The organism is Massilia sp. PAMC28688 (assembly GCF_019443445.1).
Taxonomy (GTDB): Bacteria; Pseudomonadota; Gammaproteobacteria; order Burkholderiales; family Burkholderiaceae_D; genus Telluria_A.
The window spans coordinates 3,844,075-3,859,950 of record NZ_CP080378.1 but is presented as its reverse complement, the minus strand read 5'-3'; the positions used below and the strand labels follow the sequence as shown (position 1 = coordinate 3,859,950).

Sequence of the window (15,876 nt, the reverse complement as noted above, 5' to 3'; positions counted from 1 at the left end):
CCAGAACATCTTGGTGGAGGTAAGCGGGATCGAACCGCTGACCTCTTGCATGCCATGCAAGCGCTCTCCCAGCTGAGCTATACCCCCGTCCGGCGAAGAAGCGAAATTATAGCCTACACACTTGCATTATGCAAAGGCCCAAAAGCGAGAAAATCAAAGAAAGTTCTGCAGGCGCGCCAGGACCGTTTCGCGTGAGAACAAAACAATCACGGCATCAATGGCCGGCGTCTGCAGCTGGCCCGTGAGCGCCAGGCGCAAGGGCATGGCCAGCTGCGGCATCTTCAAGCCATGCGCGGCAAGCACTTCCTTGATCACGGGTGCCACGGCTTCCTTGCTCCACTCCACCGTACGCAGACGTTCGGCGAACTGGGACAGGGCCGGCTTGACGGCAGGCGTCAGGTGCTGGGCCACCAGGGCCGCGTCAGGCTGCGGGGTGCGGAAGAACAGCATGGCCGACTCGGCCAGTTCGTTGACGGTACTGGCGCGCTCCTTCATCAGGCCCAGCGCCGCGCCAAGGTCAGGGGCGCCGTCAAACTGAGCGCCCTGCGCTTCCATCAGCGGGCGCGCCAGGCTGGCCAGGCGGGCATTGTCCGCCTGCTTGATGTAATGGTTGTTCAGCCAGGCCAGCTTTTCATTGTTGAACTGGGCCGCAGAACGGGTCAGGTGATCAGTATTGAACCACGCGCAGAACTGCTCCATGGAAAACACTTCATCGTCGCCATGGCTCCAGCCCAGGCGGGCCAGATAGTTGAGCATCGCTTCCGGCAGGTAACCCTTGGCCGGATAATCCATCACGCTCACCGCGCCGTGGCGCTTGGACAGCTTTTCACCATCGGCACCCAGGATCATGGGCAGGTGGCCGTACAGCGGCAGCGGTGCGCCGATGGCGCGCAGGATATTGATCTGGCGCGGGGTGTTGTTGACATGGTCGTCGCCACGCAGCACGTGGGTGATCTGCATGTCCCAGTCGTCGACCGCCACGCAAAAATTGTAGGTGGGCGTGCCATCCGGACGGGCAATGACAAGATCATCGAGTTCGCGGTTGGAAATGGTAATCGTGCCCTTGACCACGTCGTCCCAGCTCACTTCGCCATCGAGGGGATTTTTGAAGCGCACCACCGGCTTGCGCCCTTCCGGCACGGCCGGCAGCGTCTTGCCCGGCTCCGGGCGCCAGGTACCGTCGTAGCGCGGCTTGTCGCCGGCGGCGCGCATGCGCTCGCGCATTGCTTCCACTTCTTCCGGCGAGCTGTAGCACAGGTACGCCGTGCCCGCTTCCAGCATCTGCCCCACCACTTCGCGGTAGCGGTCCATGCGCTGCATCTGGTAGAAGGGGCCCTCGTCATGGTGCAGGCCCAGCCAGTTCATCCCTTCAATGATGGCCTGTACCGCCTCGGGCGTGGAGCGTTCCAGATCCGTGTCTTCGATACGCAGGACAAAGGTGCCGCCGAAGTGGCGCGCATAAGCCCAGCTGTACAAGGCAGTGCGGGCGCCGCCCAGGTGGAGGTAGCCGGTGGGACTGGGAGCAAAACGGGTGCGAACGACGGTCATGGCGCAATCACAGAAAAGAAAACCACTATTTTACAGCCTGCCCGCCGGCAGCCGTGGCCCTTGCTTTGCAAACAGTTCAGCCTGCCGGCGGGAAACGCCAGCCTCGATCGTGCAGCCAAGCCTGAGCCTGCTCAACACCGGCGCCGGAACCACTCCCGATACTGGAATGACTCCGCGAGCGCGTGCGCCCCAACGGCATTAGCGCGCCGGCAACCTTCCATCTATGCGAGAACATCATGGAACGCCGTACCTTTCTTCGTTTTACCACTGGCGCTGCCATCAGCGGTGCCCTGGCCGCCTGTGGCGGCGGTGGCGGCACCAGCGCTGGCGCCAGAGCGCCGGCGCCCCACCCTGCCGCGCCGCCGCCACCAGCCAGCCGCGTGACCGTCAGCTGGAACAATGTCGCCCTGTCCGCCACCCGCACGGCCGCCATGCCGCCCACGGTGGCCTCGCGGGTGCTGGCCATTGTCCATACCGCCATATTCAACGCCTGGGCCGCCTACGACCCGGTGGCGCTCAGCACCCGCCACGGCGCCGCCATGCGGCGGCCGGCCGCCGAACATACCCTGCCCTACCAGGTGATGGCGCTCAGCTATGCCGCCCACGGTGTCCTGCGCGACCTGTTCCCCGCCCAGGGTGAGGTGTTCGATGCGCATCTGAAGGCACTGGGCTACGAGCCCGCGCCGGCGGTCACCGAGCCCCACCTTCCCCAGGGCGTGGGGCTACTCTCGGCCGCAGCCTTGTTGGCGTGGATGCATGGCGATGGCGCCAACCAGCTCGGTACGCGCAGCGCCAGCGGCATTGCCTATGCCGACTATACCGGCTACACCCCGAACAATGCCCCTTTGCTGATTGGCCAGGACACCCCGCGCGACGCCATCGCCCGGCCCGACCGCTGGCAGCCGCTCGCCTGGCGCGATGCCGGCGGCGCCCTGCGCATCCAGACCTACGCCACCCCATTCTGGGGCAGCGTGCGCCCCTTCGCCCTCGAGCGGGGCGACCAGTTTCGTCCGCCGGCGCCGGCGGCCTTTGGCAGCGCCTTGTTTGCCGCCCAGGCCGAAGAGATCGTGGCCGTGCAGCTGGCCCTGACCGATGTGCACAAGGCGAGCGCCGAATACTGGGCCGGCGGCGCCAGCGGCGAACTGCCGGTCGGCCACTGGAGCCAGTTCGCCCAGTTTGTCTCGGCGCGCGACCACCACACCGAGCAGGCCGACGTCCGGATGTTCTTCGCCCTCGCCAACGCCCTGTTCGATGCAGGCATTGCCGCATGGGACGCCAAACGGGCCTATGATTCGGCGCGGCCCATCACGGCCGTACGCTACCTGCTGGCAGGGCGCACCATCGACGGATACGGCCCCGAAGGTCCCGCCGGCGGCCTGCGTCCGATTGCCGGCCAGGCATGGATGCCCTTCCAGCGCCCGGCAGTGGCCTCGCCCCCCTTCCCTGACCATGTGTCCGGGCACAGCACCTACAGCTCGGCGTCGGCAGTGATCCTGCGCCGCTTTACCGGCAGCGATAGCTTCAGGCACGGCGTCACCATCGCGGCCCGCTCGCTGGTGACCGAACCGGCCGCGCCTGCCGCCGACGTTCACCTGTTTTGGGATACCTTTACCACCGCCGCATGTGAGGCCGGCCAGTCGCGCATTTACGCCGGCATCCACTTTCCGGCCGCCGACCGCGATGGCCGCGTGCTGGGACAGCGGGTGGGTGAGCTGGTGTGGGAAAAGGCGGAGGCCTACTGGCTCGGCAAGGCATAAGAGCAGCGCCGCGCGCAAGTAAAAACACCCCGCAGGCAGCAGCATGCGGGGTGTTGAAATGAACTGCCGCGCCGGCCCAGCGCCCAGGGAGGCTTACGGGGCGACCGAGGTGGCCTCGTAGGCGCCAATATCGATCGCGCCGGTCACCGGGCGTGCAATGGCAGTACTGACATGCTTGTAGCCAGCCACAGGCTTGAGCGAAGCGCCAGTGACGGACACGCCCGGCACCGAACCGGCGTCGATCACCAGCGCACTGGCGGTGGGACGCAGATCGTAGGTGGCGCGGTTGACAAAACCGGGCGCCACTGACCGGTAGTTGGTCTTCTGGATCACATTGGTGCGGTTGCTGAGCGCGCCGGTACCAGCCAGAATATTATTCTGCATCAGCACCGGCTTGCTCACGCCACTGCCCACCAGGACAAACGTGCCGCGCACCGTGTCGTCATTGAGGAAGGTATTGTTGACCACATACAAGTGATGGTTTGGATTATTCGCCCCTTCCACACCGTACGAAATCATGGATGGATTCTGGTTGGCGGCCGGCTGCTGGATCACATTCCCGATCACGTAGGACAGGCCGGCATTGGGCAGATCGATTTCATAGCTTGGCTGGCCGCTGGCGGTGGTGCCGGTCTGGCCGGGCGCCGTGCTGGAGAAGCGGTTATACAAAATATGATTGGTCTGGGCGCGCGACTTCAGGTTGTGGCCCACGTGGGCGTCGTGCGAAAAGTTATAGCGGAAGGTCAGGGTACGCACCGTGCCGATATACAGGTTGTGGGTCTGGCCCGTGCCGGCGCCATTGCGGCCAAATTCCGAATGCTCGATCAGGATGTTGCTGTTCAGGTTAGCGCCGGTCAGGATGCCGTTTTCATTGTTGTGCAAGAAGCTGTGGCGCAGCGTGAAGTGGGTGCCTTCCAGCCGAATGGCGGCGCCATTACGGTCCGGCACCTTTGCCCCCGTCATCTCAACATTTTCCACCGTGATGTTGTTACCGACGACCACCCAGGTTCCCTTGCCCATGGCATTGCGGCCGGCTGCATCGATTTTCGGACGGCCGTTAACGCCGCGAATGATCAGATTGTGCTTGTAGATTCCGCACACGTCGCCGGCATAGGTGCCGGCGTTGATGAGAATGGTATCGCCCGCGGCAGCGGCCGCAAAGGCGCGGCACGGGGTGGAATAGGTCATGCCGGGACCCACGTTCAAGGTGGCGGCAGCGGCGCTGGCCGCAAAACCCAGTCCCAGGAAGGCGGAAGTGGAGACAACAGCGAAGCGTAAAGATTTGATCATGAAAGTCATTTCCTAAAAGGTCTATCGAATGCGACCGCATCACTGCGCTCACTTGCTGATAGAAAGTATCCCATGGGAAACGGCCTGCCAAAGTGTTGAACTGCCGCGTTATCTCGGCTGTGTTCGATTGAACGGCGTTGTGCAAGTTTTAACGGCACAGCGATGCCGAGATTTTACAAAGGGCAATCTGCGGGACTGGGTCGCCGGGTGGTGGCGCACGCGCAATGGCATGGTGATGCAGCACCCGGCGCGGAGAAACTTGGCGCACGCAGGCGAATTGCTAACGCGACAAGCGAAGCTGACAGGATGGGTTGTCTTCATGATCATTCAATGGTGGCGCAGCAAAGGCAAGCGCTACAGGATCGAGCTGGCCGATACGGGAATGATCGCGGCGATCAGGCCGCGCCCCGGCAATGCATCGCGGCGGGGCGGTTGCGAGTCGCGCTGCCGCCGGCAGCACCGGCGCACAGGGCGCACGCCTGTTCATTGCGACCTTGCGCCCCACTGCCCACCGTTGAAGGTGCAGCCCGACCGCGGCCTTAGTCGTTCTTGATCACGATGCTTGGGAATTTGGACGTCATATCCTTGGCCTTTTCCGCAATTTTTACCGCGACCTTGCGCGCAATCTCCTTGTAGATCTGCGCCACCGGCCCATCGGGTTCGGCGACCATCGTGGGGGTACCGGAATCGGTCTGCTCCCGGATGGCCATGGTCAGGGGCAAGGCGCCGAGGAACTCGACACCAAAGTCGGCGCACATTTTGGCGCCGCCGCCGTGTCCGAAGATCGCTTCGGTGTGACCGCAGTTCGAGCACACATGCGTACTCATGTTTTCCACCACCCCAAGGATCGGAATGCCGACTTTTTCAAACATCTTCAAGCCCTTGCGTGCGTCCAGCAAGGCAATATCCTGCGGGGTAGTGACGATGACGGCGCCCGTGACCGGCACCTTTTGCGACAGCGTCAGCTGGATGTCGCCCGTGCCCGGCGGCATGTCGACAATCAGGTAGTCCAGGTCGCGCCAGTTGGTCTGTTCCAGCAATTGCTGCAAGGCCTGGGTGACCATGGGACCGCGCCACACCATCGGCTCGTCCGGATCGATCATGAAGCCGATCGAGGACACCTGCAAGCCATGGTTTTCCATCGGCTCCATCGATTTGCCATCCTTGGTGATGGGCTGGCCGGACACGCCCAGCATCATCGGCTGCGACGGGCCATAGATATCGGCGTCCAGGATGCCGACACTGGCGCCCTCGGCCGCGAGCGCCAGCGCCAGGTTCACGGCCGTGGTCGACTTGCCCACCCCGCCCTTGCCGGAAGCCACGGCAATGATGTTCTTCACATTGGGCATGATCTTCAAGCCCCGCTGCACGGTATGGGAAATGATCTTGGCAGTCACGTTGGCGCGCACCTTGCCGATTCCCGGCAGGCTCTGCAGGGCCGCCAGCACCGCCGTTTCAATCGCGCCCAGCAGGCTCCGGGCGGGATAGCCCAGCTCGACGTCGAGCGTCACGTCGGCGCCGTCGATCTTGACGTTCTTGATATTTTTCGATGAAACCAGGTCTTTGTGCGTGGTCGGATCGATGACTTCGGCCAGCCGTGCCTTGACGTCTTCTACTGTGATGCTCATGAAAATCTCCGGAAGTAAGGCCCGCAGTTTAGCGCAAATCGCCCCTGCCCTCCCTGCAAAAAGGGCAAAGCCGGCCGGCGGACCGTGCTCACCGATCCCAAGCGCTGGTAAAATGCGCTACTCTTTTTCCAATACTCATCAAAAAGCGCAACCATGACCCGCAAGCTGTTCGTCACCACCGCCCTGCCTTACGCTAACGCAGCCTTCCACATCGGCCACATGATGGAGTACATCCAGGCCGATATCTGGGTCCGTTTTCAGCGAATGCAACGCGATGGGGATGGCCATGGCGGCCAGCGCCCGCGCGAAGTCCATTTCGTCTGCGCCGACGATACCCACGGCACCCCGATCATGATTGCGGCCGAAAAGGAAGGCATCACGCCCCAGGATTTCGTGGCCAAGATTGCCGCCGGGCGCCAGCAATACCTGGACGGCTTTCATATCGCCTTTGATAACTGGTACTCCACCGACTCGCCCGAAAACGTCGAGCTGTCGCAGGGCATCTACCGCAAGCTGCGCGACGCCGGCCTGATCGTGACCAAGACCGTGGACCGCTTCTTCGACCCGGTCAAGGGCATGTTCCTGGCCGACCGCAACATCAAGGGCGAGTGCCCCAAGTGCGGCGCCAAGGACCAGTACGGCGACAATTGCGAAGTGTGCGGGGCCGCTTACCAGCCCACCGAACTGGTGAACCCGTTCTCGGTCTTCACCGGCTCCACGCCCATTCTCAAGCCGTCCGAACAGTATTTCTTTGCCCTGTCCGACCCGCGCTGCTTCACCTTTCTCAAGGAGTGGCTCAACACCCCGGGCCGCCTGCAGTCGGAAATGGTCAACAAGGTGTCGGAATGGCTGGGCGAATCCGGCGAAAAGCTGGCCGACTGGGATATTTCGCGCGATGCGCCCTACTTCGGCATTCCCATTCCCGATGCGCCGGGCAAGTTTTTCTACGTGTGGCTGGACGCCCCGGTGGGTTACCTGGCCAGCCTGAAAAACTACTGCAGCAAGCAAGGGATCGATTTCGATGCCCTGCTCAATGATCCGGCCACCGAACAAGTGCACTTTATCGGCAAGGACATTGTCTCGTTTCACCTGCTGTTCTGGCCGGCCATGCTCAATTTTGCCCAGCATCCGATCATTGACAAGCTCAAGGTCAACGTGCACGGCCACTTGACGGTCAACAATGAAAAGATGTCCAAGTCGCGCGGCACCGGCATTTCGCCGCTGCGCTACCTGGACTTGAAAATGAATCCGGAATGGCTGCGCTACTACATTGCCTTCAAGCTCAATTCCAAGGTGGAAGACCTGGACTTCAACGGCGACGATTTCGTGGCCCGCGTCAACAGCGACCTGATCGGAAAGTACGTCAATATTGCCAGCCGCTGCGCCGGCTTCATTGCCAAGAAGTTTGACGGCAAGCTGGCGGCGCGCCTCTCGCCACAGGCCCAGCAGTGGCTGAGCCGCGCCCTGACGGTGGACGGCGCCGAGCGCCAGGCCAGCATCGCCGCCAATTTCGACGCACGGGAATACGGCAAGGCCCTGCGCGAGATCATGGAAATTGCCGACATCACCAACCAGTACGTCGATGAGAACAAGCCATGGATCCTGGCCAAGGACCCGGAGAAAAATGCCGAGCTGCACGATGTCTGCACCACGGCGCTGATCCTGTTCCGCCAGCTCACCATCATGCTCTCGCCCGTGCTGCCGCAGGTGGCCGCGCGCGTGGGCGAATTTCTGCGCGACGACGGCTTCGCGTGGGGCGACACCAGTGGCGCCGCCGTGTACGACACCATGCTTGGCCGCACGATCGGCGCCTACAACCACCTGATGACCCGGGTCGACGCCAAGATGGTCGAAGAATTGTTCGACAAGCCCGCTGCTGCGCCCGCCGGCGCGCCGGCCGCCGCCGCACCTGCTGGCAGCAGCGACGCCGTGGCAAAGGTAGAAGGTGTGGAGGCATTGGCCCCCGAGATCAAGATCGACGACTTCACCAAGATCGACCTGCGCATCGCCAAAATCGTCCATTGCGAGCACGTGGACGGGTCCGACAAGCTGCTGCGCCTGACACTGGACGTGGGCGAAGGCCGCCACCGCAATGTCTTCTCCGGCATCAAGTCGGCCTATCAGCCTGAACAGCTGATCGGCAAGCTGACCGTGCTGGTGGCCAACCTGGCGCCGCGCAAGATGAAATTTGGCGTTTCCGAAGGCATGGTGCTGTGCGCCTCGGCAGCCGACGAAAAAGCGGCGCCCGGCCTGTACCTGCTCGAACCATGGCCGGGTGCCCAGCCGGGCATGCGCATCCGCTAGGCATGGGCGAACCCGCGGCTGCATGGGCCGGGCTGGTACCGGCATGAGCATCATGGTGCGCGAAGCCGGCATCGTCGACGCCGAGCTCATCGCCAGCCTCACGCGCGCGGCCTGGGCCGGCAAGGTACCGGTCACCTCCAGCGGCCACCGGGAAACGGCGCAGCGGGTGCGCGACGAGCTGCGCAGCGGCGGCGCCTTTATCCTGCTGCTCGACGGCACGCCTGTCGGTTCCGTGCGCTTTGCCCCCCACGATGAAGATTCCGCCACCTGGGAAATCCGGCGCATGGGCGTGCTGCCCCACTGTCGCGGGCGCAATCTTTCCCAGCATTTGCTGGAAGCGGTGATCCACCACGCCCTGGCCAGCAACACGCACGAGCTGCGCCTGGCCGTGCGCAGCGACCAGCCGCGGCTGCTGGACCTGTACGCGGCCTATGCCTTCGAACTGGCCGAGGAACTCGACTATTCCCATACGAACCCGGCCGAACCGGCCCCGCGTGTCATGCGCCGCTACCTGGATCACTAGCGGCCAGGACGCGGGAAAATCACGCTGACGACGGCGTCGGCGGCGCTATAATGTCGCGTTTGCATAGCGTAAGCCGACCACAACAACAACGGGCCAGACACCCGCTCATTGACCTTTAGAGTGCACACTACTATGACCGAATTGACTTCCCTGAGGCACATTCCCCATTCGTCCATGTTTCGCCAGGGCGACGTCTTCGTCCTGTTTGGCGAGCTGTTCGGCCGCGGCTATGTGAACGGACTGATCGATGAAGCGCGCAAGGCCGGCATGACCATCCTTGGCATTACCGTGGGCCGGCGCGACGACCATGGCGTGCTGCGCGCGCTGAACCCGGAAGAACTGGCCGAGGCGGAAGAAAAGCTGGGCGGGCGCATCATCAACGTGCCACTCATGGCCGGCTTCGACATGGACGCGCCGGAAGGCGAGCAAAACCCGACGGAAATGCTGTCCGGGATTACCCTCAAGAGCTGGCAGGAAGACAAACTGGACTGGGCCAAGATCGAGCGCTGCCGCGAAGCCGGCGTGCGCCGCTTTACCAGCTCCGCCGCCACCGTCATGGCCGAGATCGACAAGCTGATCCCGGACGGCAAGAACGTTTTTTTCGCCCACACCATGGCCGGCGGCATTCCCCGCATCAAGGCTTTCCTGGCCATCGCCAACCGCATCTACAAGGGTCGCGGCGAGCGCTTCATGTCGTCGCGCGCCCTGCTTGACAGCGACCTGGGCAAGCTGATCTTGATGAACTTCGATGAAGTCACCGCCAATACCCTGGGCCACCTCATCACCGCCAGCGCCGCCATCCGCGCGCGCATGGAAGCCACCGGCGGCAGCGCCCGCTACACGGCCTATGGCTACCATGGCACCGAGATCCTGATCGACGGCAAGTACCAGTGGCAAACGTACACCAACTACACCCAGGGCTACGCCAAGATGCGCCTGGAAAGCGTGGCCTCGGCCGCCTGGGCGCAGGGCATCCACGCCACTGTCTTCAACTGCCCGGAAATCCGCACCAATTCCTCCGACATCTTCGTGGGCGTGGAACTGTCGCTGTTCCCCCTGCTGTCGGCGCTCAAGCGCGAAGGCGGCGGCAAGTGGGCCCAGCAGCAGTGGGATGCCTGCCAGGCCCTGCTGCAGGAAGGCGTGGCCCTGCAAACCATCATCGACATGATTGAAACCTACAACAACGACGCCACCAGCGCCAGCTTCCGCGACTTTGGCGCCTGGCCCATGGACAATACCCCGGCGCTGGCTGAGGTCATGATCGGTACCTCCGAAGAAATCACCAGGCTGCACAGCGACCGCAAGGCCCTCATTACCGACCACCTGAGCGCGCTGGTACTGGAAGCGGCCGGCCCCCTGATGTTCCACGGCGCCGCCGAGCAGATCGGCCCCGTGCTGTGGCTCAACCACGACATCGTGGCGCGCCAGCTCAACGCCCTGCACCCGGATTAAGCAGGCAGCGCTGCCGCACCGCGTACGGCGGTGTGACGGCGCCGCCCGCCAATCGGTGCCGCCATGCCGCACTGCGGTAAAATAGCGTTCATCGCATTAACTTCTCATATTATGAAATTTTCCAAACAACATTCGATGTATGAATCGGAGCACACGCGCTTCATCGCCGAGCTCAAGGCGAAGAATCCGGCCATTGAACAAGGCCAGCAGGAAGGCCGTTCCCTGCTGTGGGACAAAGCGCCGCTGACGCTCGATGAACTCGATCGCCGCAACGCGTCGCGCGTCAAGCAGCAAGCCTACGTGTATCAGAACAAGCTGTAAGCGCCCCGCCCAGCCATGGTGCCCGACCAGGGGGCCGGCGCCCCGCCCGGCGAGCTCGACGGGTCCGCTGACACTGCCGTGATCGATGCCCCGGCGGCCGACGCAGCCGATGCGATGGCCGAGGCGGCAGCTGGCGTACCGCCTGCCGATGCCGCACCGCCTGCCGATGCTGCCATCGCCCGTCTGTATGGCGAGCCGCTGTTGCGCATGCCAAGCGACCTGTACATTCCCCCGGACGCGCTGGAAATCTTCCTGGATGCCTTCGAAGGCCCGCTTGACCTGCTGCTGTACCTGATCCGCAAGCAAAACTTCAACATCCTCGACATCCCGATGGCGCAGGTCACCCTGCAATACCTGAAGTATGTGGACCAGATCCGTCTGCACAACCTGGAGCTGGCCGCGGAATACCTGCTCATGGCCGCCATGCTGATCGAAATCAAGTCGCGCATGCTGCTGCCCCAGCGCAAGAGCGACGATGAAGAGGCGGGCGACCCGCGCGCCGAACTGGTGCGCCGCCTGCTCGACTACGAGCAGATCAAGCTGGCCGCCCACGACCTGAACGCCCTGCCCCAGGAAGGGCGCGACTTTGTGCGGCCCCAGCTCTTCATCGAGCAAAGCAATACTCCGACCTGGCCGGAGGTGGTACCCGCCGATCTGCAGCAAGCCTGGCTTGACGTGCTCAAGCGCGCCACCCTGGTCCAGCATCACCGCATCAGCCGCGAAGAACTGTCCGTGCGCGAACACATGACGGCCATCCTGCGCCACCTGCAATCGTCACGCTTTGTCGAATTCGGCGAATTGTTCGAAGGCCAGCATGGGGTACCGATCGTCGTGGTCCACTTTGTCGCCATGCTGGAACTGGCCAAGGAAACCCTGATAGAAATTACCCAGGCCGAGCCATTTGCACCGATCTACGTGCGCCTGGCCTATTCTCCCGCTTAAATTTGCCGCCCCCCTACCCTTACCCAGGATTTACCCAATGAAAATCATCTCTTCCGTTGAAGAATTGCGCGACCAGCTGAGCGGGCAATTGCGTACCGCCTTCGTGCCGACCATGGGTAACCTGCACGAAGGGCACCTGTCGCTGATGCGCCTGGCGCGCAAGCACGGCGACCCGGTGGTCGCGTCGATCTTCGTCAACCGTCTCCAGTTCGGGCCCAACGAAGACTTCGACAAATACCCGCGCACCTTCCAGGCCGACGTCGAAAAGCTGGAAAAGGAAGGGGTCTATGTCCTGTTCGCGCCGACGGAAAAAGATCTGTACCCGGAGCCGCAGGAATTCCGGGTGCGGCCTCCGGACGACCTCGGCAACACCCTGGAAGGCGAGTTCCGTCCCGGCTTTTTCACCGGCGTGACCACCATCGTGCTCAAGCTGTTTTCCTGCGTGCAGCCGAAGGTCGCCGTCTTCGGCAAGAAGGATTACCAGCAGCTCATGATGGTCCGCAACATGAGCCGCCAGTTTGCATTGCCGACGCAAATCATCGCCGCCGAAACCTGGCGTGCCGAAGACGGGCTGGCGCTGTCCTCGCGCAATATGTACCTGAGCGATGCCGAGCGTGCCGAAGCGCCTGCGCTGTACCAGGTGCTCAACGCCGTCGCCGGCGAAGTGCGGGCGGGTCATCTGGACGTATTCCAGCTCGAGCACAAGGCCATGGAAGAATTGGCCGGCCGCGGCTGGAAGCCTGATTACATCTCCATCCGCAAGCGCATTGACCTGCAGCCGCCGACGGCGGGCGACCTGGCCCAGGGCGCCCCGCTGGTCGTGCTCGCGGCGGCCAAGCTGGGCACCACGCGCCTGATCGACAACCTCGAAATTTGATGACGCCAGCCTCACCTGGCCAGGTGGCCAAGGCTGAACGGCTGTTCAGTTGGCTTGCCGTGCTGCTCCTGGCGGCGCTTTACGCGCTCTGTGCCTACTGGGTAGTGCGCATGGCCCTGGACGTGTTCACGCCCTGCCAGAGCAATTTCGAGGGAGGCTGCACCCTGGGCAAGCAGATGACGCTGCTGCTCTCGCTGGTGCCGGCGCTGGGAGCGGTGATCGCCGGCGCGCTGCTTTGCGCCAACCGCGTGGCCCTGACAGCGTCTGCCCGCACGGTCCGCCTCGTGCGCGCTCTCCTCCTTGGTGCGCCCGCGCTGTATCTGTTGTGGGGCGTGGGCATCCAGTTCATCTAGACCCGGAATGGGCCGCAACTCTACCCCATTAAGTTTCCCACCACCAGGGTCAGACCACTTAAACGAATCAAAATCAATTTCCCCTCGCCAGGGTCAGACCACTTAAACGGGCCGAAATCAATTGTCCCGGCTCATCAAAAACCGGCGAGAATTGCGCGAGCGCTACTCATTCATTTACCCGGAGATATGATCTGGCCTTGCATGGCAATCTGGCGCGCTACCGCGCTTGCCTGCCCGCCAGTTTTGACCTGGCTTTTCCGGCTATTCAGCAAAGACAGGTTCCAGGAAATTGATTCCCGCGCATTCAAGCCTATTTTCCTGGCGTTAGGAAATTGTTTTTGGCGCGTTTAAGTGGTCTGACCCTGGCGTTAGGAAATTGATTTTTGCGCGTTTAAGTGGTCTGACCCTGGTTGGGGGAAATTGTTTCGGGATGATGGTGCCGTTCAGGCCGCAAAAAAAGCCAGCACTTCTTGCGAAGCCTGGCTTTCGTGGCGTTTCCACCCGATCAGGTGGTCACGTTTTGCGCCCACGCCAGCGCCGACAGGTGCGCCTTGTTGACGTCAACCGGGTCGATGTTGAGGCTCTTGGCCAGCGAGGCCACCAGGTTGGAATTGAGTTCGCACGCTTCGGCCAGCGCCAGGTAGGGACCATACATGCCGCCCCGCGTCAGCAGCGCCCGCACCACTTCATCAGGCAGCTGGATGGTGTCAAGCACTTCCTTCATCGGCAGACCCAGCAGTCGGTCCAGCAGCGAGAACATGCCCGCCACGAACAGGTTTTCCGCTTCGCTGCGCGGCAGGGCCTTGATTCCCAGCAGTTCCGTCAGCCGCCCCCGCACCACCGCCGTTTCCATCAGCACCGGCGAGTAGCCACTGGTACTGGCCGTGGCCAGCAGCAGCGTCAGCCAGCGGTACATCGGCGCGTAGCCCATCATCGTGATGGCCTGGCGCAGCGACTGGATCTCGCGCGTGGCGCCGAAACCGGCCGAGTTGATGAAGCGCAGCATCTTGTACGACAGCGCCGGGTCGCGCTTGAGCACGGCCTCGATCTTGGGAATGTCTTCGTTCTTTTGCACCATCTGCATCAGCTGCAAGATGATGGTCTGGGCCGGATTCATGCCCTTGACGGGCGCCCCGGGACGCGGCGTCAGGTGCAGCTTGCCGACAAAGGCGTCATAGCCGAGCGCGGCGCAGGCGTCGAAGTCTTCCCAGGTTTCAACCGGGCGGCCCACCATGCGTACGCCATTTTGCTGGGCGCCCGCGTGGCTGCGCGCCTGGCCAGCCACGTCGGCGCCGGCAAAGCGCACTTCAATGTGCGAGGCGCTCATGGCCAGATTCGCACCCAGGTGCTTCAAGTCACCATCGCGGATGGAAATGCCCACGCCGCCGGCGCGCAAGCCTTGCACGGCAGACAGGGTGTCCGGATCGGCCAGGTCCGACGCTTTCATGGTCAGGACGGTTTTTTCCGGCGGCATGGCGAACAGGGCGTCCGTGGAGAGCATGTCCGGTACCGCGTCGAGAAAGAGTTTTTTGTCACGCAACAGCCAGCCATGCTCTTCATGATTGACGTTTTCCGCCACGAAGCCGATCAGGGCTTCCAGGTCGGCATCGGTCACTTGCTGGTTCTGTTGTTGCTGCCACGACAGTTCATAACCGATCACACGCTGTTTGGGATCGAGAAGCGGTTCGCGGACGATAAAATTTGTTTCGTGCATTGTCTAAAATCGCTAAGTAATATCGCTGCCGCTGCCAGCGTGTAATCACGCCGGCGGCGCCGTTAGAAACCCAGGCTGTCGAGCAAATCGTCGACCTGGCCCTGGTTGGAGACAACGTCATGGTTGCCCACCGGATTGATCTGCGGGCCATTGAGCAAGCCATTGTCAAGCTCGCGCTTGACCTGGGCCGGCGCGTAGTCCACCAGCATCTGCACCAGCTGCTTTTCCAGGTCCTGGGCAATGGTGGTGACCTTGGTGATCACCTGCCCCGTCAAGTCCTGGAAATCCTGGGCCATCATGATGTCCATGAGGTAGGCCCTGGTCTGGGCCGTGTCGGCGCGCGTCTGCTGCATCGAGGCCACCGTGCGTGCGGCCAGTGCGCGCCAGGCCTGCTCGTCGCCGGCGGGCGCATCGAGCAAGGCTTGCCACGACTGCGCCAGATCGGCCGAGCCGCTTTCGATACGGTCCTGCAGGGGCGCGGCCGCGTCGGTGGCATTGAGCACCTTCTGGGCGGCCTGCTCCGACAGGCGGGCAACGTAATCGAGCCGGTCGCGGGCGTCGGGGATGTCGCTGGCAGCCTTTTCGATGAGCTTGTCGAGTCCCAGGCCGCGCAGGCTTTCGTGCAGCGCCCGCGTCATGTGGCCGATGCGGCTCAGGAATTCGTCGTGCGTGGCCATGTCCACCGCCGACTCCTCCGGCAAGGCGGTCGCGCCGGTGCTCGCAGCGCCCACCTTACGCTCCGACTTTTTCGAGTTTCTCGAAAATCTTGTTGAGCTTTTCGTCCAGCGTGGCGGCCGTGAAGGGCTTGACCACGTAGCCGTTGGCGCCGGCCTGGGCCGCGGCGATGATGTTCTCTTTTTTCGCTTCCGCCGTCACCATCAGCACCGGCAGCTTGGCCAGGGCGGGGTCGGCCCGGATGTTCTGCAGCATGGTCAGGCCATCCATGTTCGGCATGTTCCAGTCCGACACCACGAAATCGAATGGCTCGCTGCGCAGCTTTTGCAAAGCCATGACGCCATCTTCAGCTTCATCGACGTTGGAGTAGCCCAGTTCCTTCAACAGGTTGCGGACGATGCGGCGCATCGTTGAGAAATCGTCAACCACTAAAAAACGCATCTTTGGATCAGCCATGAATTACTCCGTTGATTCTCTTACTGTGGTTATTGA

Annotated in this window: 14 protein-coding genes and 1 tRNA gene; 8 read left to right on the top strand and 7 right to left on the bottom strand. The window is 62.7% G+C overall.

The window, feature by feature from the left end; translation table 11 throughout:
* Nucleotides 1-11: 11 nt before the first annotated feature.
* Nucleotides 12-87, bottom strand: a tRNA-Ala gene (locus tag KY495_RS17385).
* Nucleotides 88-153: 66 nt separating this feature from the next.
* Complete coding sequence (gene gltX / locus KY495_RS17380) at nucleotides 154-1,548, bottom strand: glutamate--tRNA ligase (protein WP_219880625.1); 1,395 nt, start codon at nucleotides 1,546-1,548, stop codon at nucleotides 154-156.
* A 236-nt stretch (nucleotides 1,549-1,784) separates the two neighbouring features.
* Here gltX and KY495_RS17375 point away from each other — a divergent pair, with 236 nt between their 5' ends.
* Entirely contained in the window at nucleotides 1,785-3,305 is a 1,521-nt protein-coding gene (locus KY495_RS17375; protein WP_219880624.1) for a vanadium-dependent haloperoxidase, read from the top strand.
* A gap of 93 nt (nucleotides 3,306-3,398) precedes the next feature.
* On the opposite strand, the gene KY495_RS17370 is transcribed toward KY495_RS17375, so the two are convergent.
* Together KY495_RS17370 and apbC are read right to left on the bottom strand one after the other, a co-directional pair.
* Nucleotides 3,399-4,595, bottom strand: a complete 1,197-nt coding sequence (locus KY495_RS17370; protein ID WP_229518345.1) for a hypothetical protein — start codon at nucleotides 4,593-4,595, stop codon at nucleotides 3,399-3,401.
* A gap of 539 nt (nucleotides 4,596-5,134) precedes the next feature.
* Entirely contained in the window at nucleotides 5,135-6,223 is a 1,089-nt protein-coding gene (apbC, locus tag KY495_RS17365) for an iron-sulfur cluster carrier protein ApbC (RefSeq protein ID WP_219880623.1), read from the bottom strand.
* 153 nt (nucleotides 6,224-6,376) lie between these two features.
* Here apbC and metG point away from each other — a divergent pair, with 153 nt between their 5' ends.
* From metG to KY495_RS17330, 7 genes are all read left to right on the top strand, one after another.
* A complete protein-coding gene (gene metG, locus KY495_RS17360; RefSeq protein ID WP_219880622.1) occupies nucleotides 6,377-8,527 on the top strand; it encodes a methionine--tRNA ligase in 2,151 nt (716 codons plus the stop codon).
* Between the two features lie 43 nt (nucleotides 8,528-8,570).
* Nucleotides 8,571-9,050 carry a GNAT family N-acetyltransferase gene (locus tag KY495_RS17355; RefSeq protein ID WP_219880621.1) on the top strand — a complete coding sequence of 160 codons (480 nt, stop codon included), beginning with the start codon at nucleotides 8,571-8,573 and terminating at the stop codon, nucleotides 9,048-9,050.
* A gap of 132 nt (nucleotides 9,051-9,182) precedes the next feature.
* A complete protein-coding gene (locus KY495_RS17350; RefSeq protein WP_219880620.1) occupies nucleotides 9,183-10,502 on the top strand; it encodes a hypothetical protein in 1,320 nt (439 codons plus the stop codon).
* 111 nt (nucleotides 10,503-10,613) lie between these two features.
* Nucleotides 10,614-10,823 (top strand): DUF3460 family protein, encoded by a 210-nt coding sequence (locus KY495_RS17345; RefSeq protein ID WP_219880619.1) that lies wholly within the window; start codon nucleotides 10,614-10,616, stop codon nucleotides 10,821-10,823.
* 114 nt (nucleotides 10,824-10,937) lie between these two features.
* Complete coding sequence (locus KY495_RS17340; RefSeq protein ID WP_229518638.1) at nucleotides 10,938-11,765, top strand: ScpA family protein; 828 nt, start codon at nucleotides 10,938-10,940, stop codon at nucleotides 11,763-11,765.
* Between the two features lie 37 nt (nucleotides 11,766-11,802).
* The gene (gene panC / locus KY495_RS17335; protein WP_219880617.1) at nucleotides 11,803-12,642 is read left to right on the top strand and encodes a pantoate--beta-alanine ligase; all 840 of its coding nucleotides are present in this window, start codon (nucleotides 11,803-11,805) and stop codon (nucleotides 12,640-12,642) included.
* Nucleotides 12,642-12,995, top strand: a complete 354-nt coding sequence (locus tag KY495_RS17330; protein WP_219880616.1) for a hypothetical protein — start codon at nucleotides 12,642-12,644, stop codon at nucleotides 12,993-12,995. The genes panC and KY495_RS17330 overlap by 1 nt, the downstream gene beginning before the upstream one ends.
* Before the next feature lie 505 nt (nucleotides 12,996-13,500).
* Here KY495_RS17330 and KY495_RS17325 read toward each other — a convergent pair.
* From KY495_RS17325 to cheY, 3 genes are all read right to left on the bottom strand, one after another.
* The gene (locus tag KY495_RS17325; protein WP_219880615.1) at nucleotides 13,501-14,709 is read right to left on the bottom strand and encodes an EAL and HDOD domain-containing protein; all 1,209 of its coding nucleotides are present in this window, start codon (nucleotides 14,707-14,709) and stop codon (nucleotides 13,501-13,503) included.
* Nucleotides 14,710-14,771: 62 nt separating this feature from the next.
* The gene (gene cheZ / locus KY495_RS17320) at nucleotides 14,772-15,440 is read right to left on the bottom strand and encodes a protein phosphatase CheZ (RefSeq protein ID WP_374040962.1); all 669 of its coding nucleotides are present in this window, start codon (nucleotides 15,438-15,440) and stop codon (nucleotides 14,772-14,774) included.
* Between the two features lies 1 nt (nucleotide 15,441).
* Nucleotides 15,442-15,840: a chemotaxis response regulator CheY gene (cheY, locus tag KY495_RS17315; RefSeq protein WP_219880614.1), complete on the bottom strand. Its 399-nt coding sequence runs from the start codon at nucleotides 15,838-15,840 to the stop codon at nucleotides 15,442-15,444.
* Between the last annotated feature and the right edge of the window lie 36 nt (nucleotides 15,841-15,876).